The organism is uncultured Prevotella sp., from assembly GCF_946407605.1.
Taxonomy (GTDB): Bacteria; Bacteroidota; Bacteroidia; order Bacteroidales; family Bacteroidaceae; genus Prevotella.
On sequence record NZ_CAMJOS010000056.1, the window covers coordinates 1 to 8,844 of the forward strand.

Genomic DNA, 8,844 nt, shown 5'->3' on the forward strand with positions numbered 1-8,844 from the left:
CTCGTAGTTCGTTCTCTGACTCTTTCGCCTTCGACTCCACCACATTATTCTTCTTGTCGCGCGAGAAGTAGCCATCATGAACCTGATCTGGCGAAAAGCTCTTCAGATACTTCACATATTCAGGGTCATCAGAGAACCTCAGTTGCAGCTCTCCCACAATCCGTTCATATTCCTCTTCGAATATCTGCGCATACACACCCTTACCGCCATCAGCCTCGCGATAGTTATCCACATGGTCGATAAAGAACAGCGACAAGCACTTGATGCCTTGGCGGAACAGTTTCCGTTCCTTCTCGATATGTGCCAGGATGGTAGCACGAATCTGAGCCTTACGAATCACCTGTTCATTCACAGCCCCCATCACCTCTCCTTCAGAGAGAGTAATACCATTTTGCAAATGAATGCAACGATTATAGCCATCAATCTCTGTCACGCGCCAGCCATCAGCATACTCCTGCAATTCACCTGAATTCTGATAGATATCGAAGCGGTCAGCCACCAACTGCGTCACCTGCTTCACACCATTACCTACCCGCTTATCAAAGCCTATTCTGGCACGAGGATTACCCTCTGAGAGTTCGATGCTCTCCAAGTAAAGATAGCCATTGGTAGCCGTAGAGCCTTTTTGTTCAATACCCACCACAGAGATCTTCTTCACCAGCTTCTTGTTATAGGCATCCATCGCGTCCAGTCGATAGATCATGTTCACGATGTCATCGGCCCTATGGGTGGCACTATATAATAAGGTAAAGAGCGGGTTAAACTCCTTCAATCGGTTTCGTGTGGCGTTTTTCTTGTCAGCCCCCAATACACTCTGCGGCTCGTCGATAATCAGGATCGGGTTCGTAGCAGCAATCACATCGATAGGTCTGCGTGAACGGAAGGCATCCAGTTTCATATAGATACGGCGCGCATCCTCACCTCTTGCAGCAAAAGCCTGTGTGTTGATAATCATCACGTGCATGTTGCTGTCGCTGGCAAACTGGTCTATCTTCGTCAACTGCGAACTGTCATAGACAAAGCTCTGTATGCGCTTGCCATATTCTGCTGCGAAGTGTTCGCTCATCACCTCGAACGATTTGCAGACACCCTCCCTAATAGCGATACTGGGCACCACGATGATAAACTTACTCCAGCCATAGAGCCTATTCAGTTCGAACATCGTTTTGATATAGGTATAGGTCTTGCCCGTTCCCGTTTCCATCTCGATGGTCAGTCGCAAGTCTGCCCTGTCGAAACTCTCCGTGGGTTTCAACTGAGCCGCCATCTGTATTTCACGGATATGGTTCAGCACTTCGCTATAGGACACCTCGATGGGCTGGTTTTTATAACCTACGGCATCGAAGAATCCACCGTTATCTGTTCCCAAGTCGTGCGTAAACTCCAGCAAGGCAGCATTCTTCTGCCCCTGAAACACATCCGTCACAGCCTTCGCCGCATCCGTCTGGAATTGTTGGTTTTTAAATTTCAGTTTCATAGGCTAAATCACTCTGACGTTATTCTGCACTTCCTGGTCAGTCCAGCCGCACTTCTGTTTGAACAACTCAAAGAGGTTCAGCTTCGCTGCACAATCCTTCGGCTCGGCAAAGTGAGCAAGCTCCCATTGCTCTCGCTCTTGCGGATTGTTCATCTTCTGGGCGGCTTCGGTGAAACTGCTGTCGCGGAACACCACGCGGAGGGGATGGGTATCTGCGATGGCATCGATGACGGCGGATGTCACCACACCGTCGAAGCAGGCCACGAGGTTGCCGTCATCCACGTTATAGATGGTACAACCATCCACCTTCTGCGTGTCGTATGGCAATGAGAGTTCCAAACCCCAGCGCATCATGCAGTCGAAGAGCAGGTCGAGACCAGTGCGCTCCTCCTTGATATTATCCAAGAACATATCGAGCGACTCCTGCGTGTAGTCCTTGGGAGCAAACGCCACAGGCTTATAGTTCGACTCGTCGCACTTCAATACGCGGAAGCCAATATCAAGGTCTTGTGTCGTCAGCGGACTGTCTGCTTTGATTTTCTTTCCAGCACGACGGATGCGCTCCTTACCGATTTCGCAGATATTCTTATAGCCAGCCTTGTAAGCCTCGCTGTCCTCTGCCGTTTCCTCAGGCAACTGCACCATGATAAACTTTCTATTGCCACCATCTTCTGCGTTGAGTTGCATCACAGCATGGGCGGTTGTGGCGGAGCCAGAGAAGAAGTCTAGAATGATGGTGTCAGAGTCACCATAAAGAGCAACACAACGTTTTAACAACTCAACTGGTTTAGGATAATCAAAATACTTTTTACCATTGAATAGTTTGGCTAGTTTTTGTGTAGCGTCTTGACTATGTCCAACTTCTTCATATCTCCAAAATGTCATAGGAGTTATCCCTTGTTTCCTAAGTTCAGATAAGAACCTTTTTATTGAAGGTACATTATTACCGTCATTGCCAAACCATATTCTGTTATCCTTTACGTATTCCTTAAATTTTTGTTCAGAAAGCCTCCAACTATAACCAGATGGCGGCATCACAACTCTTCCAGATGGTGTTGTAATTGGATATATATTTGCTTCAACTGCTGGGCCAACTGATAAATCGCTTGACTTCCAGACTCCTCTTGGGTCATTGTCGGGATTTGAATATCTCTCATTTGCCGAATTACTCCTTGGTATACCGTTGCATGCAGCAGATTCCAAATTCTTTGCATAGGTCAAAATGTAATCATGGGAAGGAGAAAAATGTTTCATCAAGTTAATTGGAGAATACGCTCTTTCCCAAACCACTTGTGCGAGATAGTTATTTTCACCAAATATCTCATCACAGATATTCTTTAAGTTCTTTTGCTCATTATCATCAATACTAATGAAAATCACTCCATCTTCAGTTAACAAGCTCCTTGCTACCATCAGCCTCGCATAAATCATAGAACACCAATCAGAATGGAAGCGGCCATTGCTGTCTGTATTCTTGCGATAGCGGTTGCCTTCGTCATCGAGGTTATGCTCATCGTATTCCTCAGCACTTTGCGCAAAGTCATCATGATACACAAAATCATTACCTGTATTATATGGTGGGTCGATATAGATCATCTTGACCTTGCCCATATAGGAGTTTTGGAGCAGTTTCAGCACTTCAAGATTATCGCCCTCGATATAGAGGTTCTGCGTGGTGTCCCAATCTACGCTCTCTTCCTTGCAGGGCCGCAACGTCTTGCGGCAAGGTGCTGCCGCCTCGCGCTGGGCAGCTCGTTTGCCAACCCAAGTAAAGTCGTACTTCTCAGGCTCACCGTCCTCCACATACTCACCAAGCAGCTCGCGCAGCTTGCCCCAATCGACTACTCGACGCATATCGCCACTTACTGCATCCTGCGCCTCCGTAAAACACGATGGGAACAACTGGTAGAGCGCATCGAGATTGCGCACCGTTCCGTCTGTGGTTTCTTTGTTCAAATGTTCTATTTGCATGATTTTATTATTTTTATTTGTTTGTTTCGCTTTTTATTTTTATCTTTGCAACGGAATTATAAGCAGAAGTAATATGATGCAGATTGTTTTGAATATTGAGGATGTAAGTCTCCTCCCAAGTTTGAAAAAAATACTTGGGGCAATAAAAGGTGTAACTATTGACAGAATGGTTACATCCTCTACTGATGCTGAAGCAGAGAAAGCCTTTATAACAGAAACTATTACAAAAGGTTACAATGAAGCCCAAGAAGGGCGATTTGCAGGCAAGAATCTTCATTCTCTCGACGCATTGGTTGAGGAACTTAAAGCCGAAGCGTAGCAGTCTATGGTAACCTTCAACTATACTGAAGAATTTCTGCGCTGTATTAACCTGCTTACCATTTACGACAAGAAGGAAATAAAGAATGTTTCTGAGGAATATATAAACCAAATTATTCGTAGTCTTAAATAAATATTTTATGATTGTAGAATTTTTCAATCCTGGTGCCTTGTAGTGTTTAACCGGGTGGCGCAGCAAGAGTCTGTGACCTCTCATAACATTACAGACATTATGGGTAAAAGTAGAAAAAAGACACCTGTTAGCACATGGTGTTGTTGCAAATCGCAAAAAGAGGGTAAAAAGATGTGTCATCGTATGTTTCGTCGTCGAGTAAGGACAATGATTCATACAAACCAATTTGGAAAACTTCCCTATCGTCAATGGGAGATAGTAGAACCATGGGACCTGGGTGGCGATGGAAAGTATTATTATCGCGCACTTCCAACTGATGAATGGTACATCAAGTTGATGCGAAAATGAGAATACATTATGGAGGAATAAAGGGTGGTTCATACGCTCAGTTCCTCCATTTTTTGTTTTAGCCCAGCCAACTCCTGGCGTTTAGCCTTCACCAGCTTGTTCATCTTCACCTGCACATCGTATTGCGGTTCCTTACGCATACGCTTTTCTAAGGATTGCAGTTCTGATTCCATCGCAGCAATCCGCTTTTTCAGTTCCACAATCTCTGCGAGTGCGCCAGCCTTATGCTCACCAATGCCTGAGACCTGGGCCACGTAATTGTCATAGATACGAGGCAGCGACTGGCCCTGAATTGCTAATGACAGTTGGTTTAGATTCATCCACGTAGTCGCAAACGACTTGGTGATTTTGAATTGCGTGTGGGTATTGTCCTTCCATTCCTTATAGTTAATCAGAAGCATATACTGATCTTCGTATTTCAGAATGAAGACAATATGATGGGGCATGTTGGTGTCGATAAAAGTAAAGACATCCGTGGGGCAATCCTGCGCCTTTAGCGTCACCACAAACACATCGATTTCTATGAGCTCTTCACTCGCAGTGACGTTGATAGTATTGGCAGAGAGTTTATAGAGCCAGCTGATCTGCGCCACATCATTCACAAAGCGCACCTTCATTCGTTGGTTCACTTCCATGAACTTGTAGAACATCGTCTTGGGTACCACCTTATCGACAATGGTGCTTTGTGGATATGACAGCAGATTCTTCATAGGCTAACGTATCACTAAAAAACAAATCAGCTCGAAATCATCCAGTCCCTTGATGTCACCTTGCAGGGCTGTGGTCTCGCCAAAGGAGAAGAGGCTTTCAAGATCGCTCTCTTCCTTCTGCGCCACGATGGTGGCGACAGCCTTTTGCAGCAGGTCGCTATAGTGTGTCATTCGTCTGCCATTGTCCGTTTCCTGATTAAACTGATGGCAGAGTTCCATCATCGGTTCATGCTTTCCCTTGCAGGCTAAGCGCATGATGTCCAGCAGTCGCTTGGGAGCCAAGTGATTGATGATGGTTTCACCCTCGTCAGAGAGATACACCATATAGAACGGATGCAGCAGATTCTGATGGCCGATATTCACAGCATTGTTTCTGTTCTTTAAGATGAAAATCACACCTGGCTTGGCTGTGGCTGACGCAGGCACAACGGCGCTCATGCCAAAGGGCGTATGCTCAATATCAGGATGCTCAGGCAGATAAGCCAACAGGTCGAGACGGAACTCGTTCAATCCCAAGTCCATGATATTGATGCCTGTGTCCATATCTTCGAGATCAACCACTTCTTCCTGTAAGCGCATCAACTGACTCTTACGATATTCAAGATCAGTCTGTTCTTCATTCGAGAGCAACACATTGCCTCCACCACCAGCAGTGATATCCATTCCAGCCATACGCGCCTCTACTCTACCCTTCAGGTAAAGATAGTCGTCGAGCTCGATGTCTGGCCAGTAATTGACCAACTGGATGACATCGTTTTTCGAGCCGATACGATCCACACGTCCGAAACGCTGGATGATGCGTACAGGATTCCAATGGATATCGTAATTAATAAGGTAGTCGCAGTCCTGCAAGTTCTGACCCTCAGAGATACAGTCTGTGGCTATCAGCACATCGATGACTTCGGGTTGCTTTGGGAACAGCTTATCTTTCTCCTTCGAGATAGGTGAAAAGAGCGTCAACACACTATTGAAATCAGCAGGCAGACCTTTAACGGTAGAACGGATGCCATTGCCTGTCACCAAACCAACATGCAGCCCCGTCTTCGCCAGTATCATGGCGGCTAAGTTATCGTACAGATATTGTGCGGTATCTGAGAAGGCCGTGAAGACAATCACTTTCTTGTTGTCACCATTAATAGGATGTGTAAACTTCTCGCGCAGGTTCTCGATGAGCATCTGTAGTTTACTATCGTGCTCAGGGTTGATATCCTTGATCATTACGAGCAGCAAGCCCAATATCTCCTGATCTTTCAGCAGGTCGCGCTTCCATGAGCGGCAATCCATATCGGCTAATGCCACCTTGGTTTTCTTGCCACCAATCAGCACATCTTCCTCGCTGTCTTCATCGAGCATATTCTCCAGTTGTTGCACTTCCAAGCGTACATCCTGACGGGTGGTGACAAAGGTGTCAATCGCCTCAATAGTCTCGTCAATCATTTCCTTCATCCGACTTAGTGTCAGGCGGAAGCTGTTGACACTCGATTCCAAGCGCTTCAGCAGGTTGATGGCCATCAGTTTCTTCAGTCCTTTCTCACGACCAGACATACCTAAGTGTACCCCTCGCTCGTCGATATCGATTTCATATTTGGCACGCTTCGAGGGCAGGATATAGTCTGAAGGGGCATAGACACCAAGGTTCAAGTCGTCGAGTTGGTTGGCAATCTCCTTGTAAGTGATGGCATCATCAAGGTCTGTCAGTTTGGGACGCTTGGAAATGGGACGCAGACGGGTTGGGAACTTGCCTATCTCTGTGGTGTCGTAATACTTCTCAATATGCTTACGACTACGGGCAATAGTCACAGCATCGAGCACTTGGAAGAAGTCGAACGAGAGCATATCAAGCAGTTTTTCAGTTGTACGCTCCTTGGGGTCTTCAATCTTTGACCAGGCATTATACTGCATCTGGGCAGAACGGAAGATGTCCTCAATAGGACGGTCTGTATTCAGCTTGTCGTTAATGAGATTCTGATTACCCTCGTAGGCCAACTGCAACTGGTTCTTCAGGTCGTTGAAACGGTTGTTCACAGGGGTGGCTGAAAGCATCAGCACTTTCGTCCGCACACCAGCACGGATCACCTGGTTCATCAGGCGCAGATAGCGGTTTTCGCGCGGGTTCTCGTCGTCCTCATCAGTCGTCACCTTACCGCCATTGCGGAAGTTATGGCTCTCGTCTATCACGATGAGGTCGTAATTGCCCCAGTTCAGACGAGACAGGTCAACTCCATTCGACATACCCCGTTCGCGGCTCAGGTCTGTATGGAACAGCACATCATAGCGCAGACGGTCTTTTTCCAATGGGTTGTTCTTATAGTTGCCCTTATAGGTGTTCCAGTTCTCATAGAGCTTTTTGGGACAGAGCACCAGCACACTCTTATTGCGGTTCTCGTAATACTTGATGACAGAGATGGCCGTAAAGGTCTTTCCCAAACCTACACTATCGGCCAAGATACAGCCATTATAGGTCTCCAACTTGTTGATGATGGCCAAAGCTGCATCGCGCTGGAAGTTATAGAGTTTGTTCCAAATCTGCGAACTCTTGAAGCCAGTCGCCTCGTTGGGCAGCACATCCTCGCTGATATCCTCCAAGAACTCATTGAAGATGTTATAGAGGGTAACGAAATAGATGAAGTCTGGCGAGTTCTCACGATAGACATTTTCGATATTTTCTATGATAGCATCAGTCACGTCTGTAAAATTCTCATGGTCTTCCCAAAATTCATTAAAGTATTTCAGGTATGAGTCTGACATGGGTGATGGCATTCTCTGAACTAACTGGAAGATATTATTGCCTCGTTCACAACCTAACTCAGTGGTAGTGAACTCGTTGAAAGGCATGTATGTATAGAGGTCTTCCTCGTTTTTTACATTCAGGAAACCAGGCATATTCTGCTGCGAAACGTTGGTCTTAAAGCGTACCTTCTGGCGAATCCAGTCGGCACACTCTTTGGCGATAGCCCGCTGAGTAAGGTTATTGCGCAGTTTGATTTCGAAGTCGGAACCATAGAGCGTGCGCTCGCGATTTAGTTTGGGGATATAGAACTCCCGTTTCTGTTTCTTTGCTTGCTCCTTATTAAACGTTGGCGAGGTGAAGATAAAGCGCAGTTCGTCCACCTTCTCCAACTCTTTTTGCAAAGCCTCGAAAGCATAGATGGAGAAACTGGCTGCTGCCATCGACACCTTAGAGCCTTGGCGCAGCGTCACCTTCAAGTCATCAATGACATGAGAGGTGATGTTATCGAACTGCCTGGGTAGTTCCATTTGTTCCCATACGATAGTTTTAGGAGCAATCAGACTATATCTTCAGGTTGCTTACAGGTAAATACCAAAAGACCTCAGGACACAAAAGAAGCGCGAACAATGGCTCTTCTCCCGTCTCGTGAGGTCGTAGGATTACCCGTGTAGCTAAGATACAAGTCATGCCCGCGCTATCGCACGGACATCAACTGACTTATTCAAGCTAACACAATCATGAAATTTCCTACGTTTCACGAGTCTCTGAATAAATAGCTGATGCTATTATTTACCAACGAAAATCATACCGGCACTCTGCACTCAGAGATGGATGCTTTGCCGCATGCGTCGTTTACGACGGTTTGCCAGTACTTGTCTGCAAAGATACAAATTAAAATTGAGAACAATCACATCATAGCACATTTTTACATATTATTAAATACTCGGAATCTTATTCCCATACTCATATTTTGACAATTCAACTATTATTGACACAAAATATTCAAAAGTATCACTTTTTGATGTAACTACATTATAATCAATAAGATAATATGAGTGATACTTTTTTGGCATCTATCACTTTTTGAGGCTAAATGCAATTTTTTCTGTAAAAAGCTTGCATTTGGCCTTAAAATTTTGTATCTTTGCACTCGGCT

6 protein-coding genes are annotated in these 8,844 nt (G+C 45.7%); 2 read left to right on the top strand and 4 right to left on the bottom strand.

All coding sequences use genetic code 11. The features are described 5' to 3' along the window. Both Q0R57_RS14145 and Q0R57_RS14150 read right to left on the bottom strand, forming a co-directional pair. Window positions 1-1,477 (bottom strand): DEAD/DEAH box helicase family protein (locus Q0R57_RS14145; RefSeq protein ID WP_294749069.1); only part of this gene is annotated, 1,477 nt, incomplete at its 3' end. Between the two features lie 3 nt (window positions 1,478-1,480). Further along, entirely contained in the window at window positions 1,481-3,448 is a 1,968-nt protein-coding gene (locus Q0R57_RS14150; RefSeq protein ID WP_294749071.1) for a site-specific DNA-methyltransferase, read from the bottom strand. Window positions 3,449-3,521: 73 nt separating this feature from the next. Here Q0R57_RS14150 and Q0R57_RS14155 point away from each other — a divergent pair, with 73 nt between their 5' ends. Next, window positions 3,522-3,767 carry a hypothetical protein gene (locus tag Q0R57_RS14155; RefSeq protein WP_294749059.1) on the top strand — a complete coding sequence of 82 codons (246 nt, stop codon included), beginning with the start codon at window positions 3,522-3,524 and terminating at the stop codon, window positions 3,765-3,767. 339 nt (window positions 3,768-4,106) lie between these two features. Next, window positions 4,107-4,247, top strand: a complete 141-nt coding sequence (locus tag Q0R57_RS14160) for a hypothetical protein (protein WP_294749063.1) — start codon at window positions 4,107-4,109, stop codon at window positions 4,245-4,247. 29 nt (window positions 4,248-4,276) lie between these two features. On the opposite strand, the gene Q0R57_RS14165 is transcribed toward Q0R57_RS14160, so the two are convergent. Then, a complete protein-coding gene (locus Q0R57_RS14165) occupies window positions 4,277-4,957 on the bottom strand; it encodes a DUF4391 domain-containing protein (protein ID WP_294749073.1) in 681 nt (226 codons plus the stop codon). A 3-nt stretch (window positions 4,958-4,960) separates the two neighbouring features. Beyond that, window positions 4,961-8,215, bottom strand: coding sequence for a helicase-related protein (locus Q0R57_RS14170; protein ID WP_294749075.1), 3,255 nt, complete (start codon window positions 8,213-8,215; stop codon window positions 4,961-4,963). Window positions 8,216-8,844 lie beyond the last annotated feature (629 nt).

Excerpts from the sequence above, each read along its gene's own strand:
- Q0R57_RS14150 (WP_294749071.1), bottom strand. The coding sequence starts at position 3,448 with ATGCAAATAGAACATTTGAACAAAGAAACCACAGACGGAACGGTGCGC.
- Q0R57_RS14155 (WP_294749059.1), top strand. The coding sequence starts at position 3,522 with ATGATGCAGATTGTTTTGAATATTGAGGATGTAAGTCTCCTCCCAAGT.
- Q0R57_RS14160 (WP_294749063.1), top strand. The coding sequence starts at position 4,107 with ATGATTCATACAAACCAATTTGGAAAACTTCCCTATCGTCAATGGGAG.
- Q0R57_RS14165 (WP_294749073.1), bottom strand. The coding sequence starts at position 4,957 with ATGAAGAATCTGCTGTCATATCCACAAAGCACCATTGTCGATAAGGTG.
- Q0R57_RS14170 (WP_294749075.1), bottom strand. The coding sequence starts at position 8,215 with ATGGAACTACCCAGGCAGTTCGATAACATCACCTCTCATGTCATTGAT.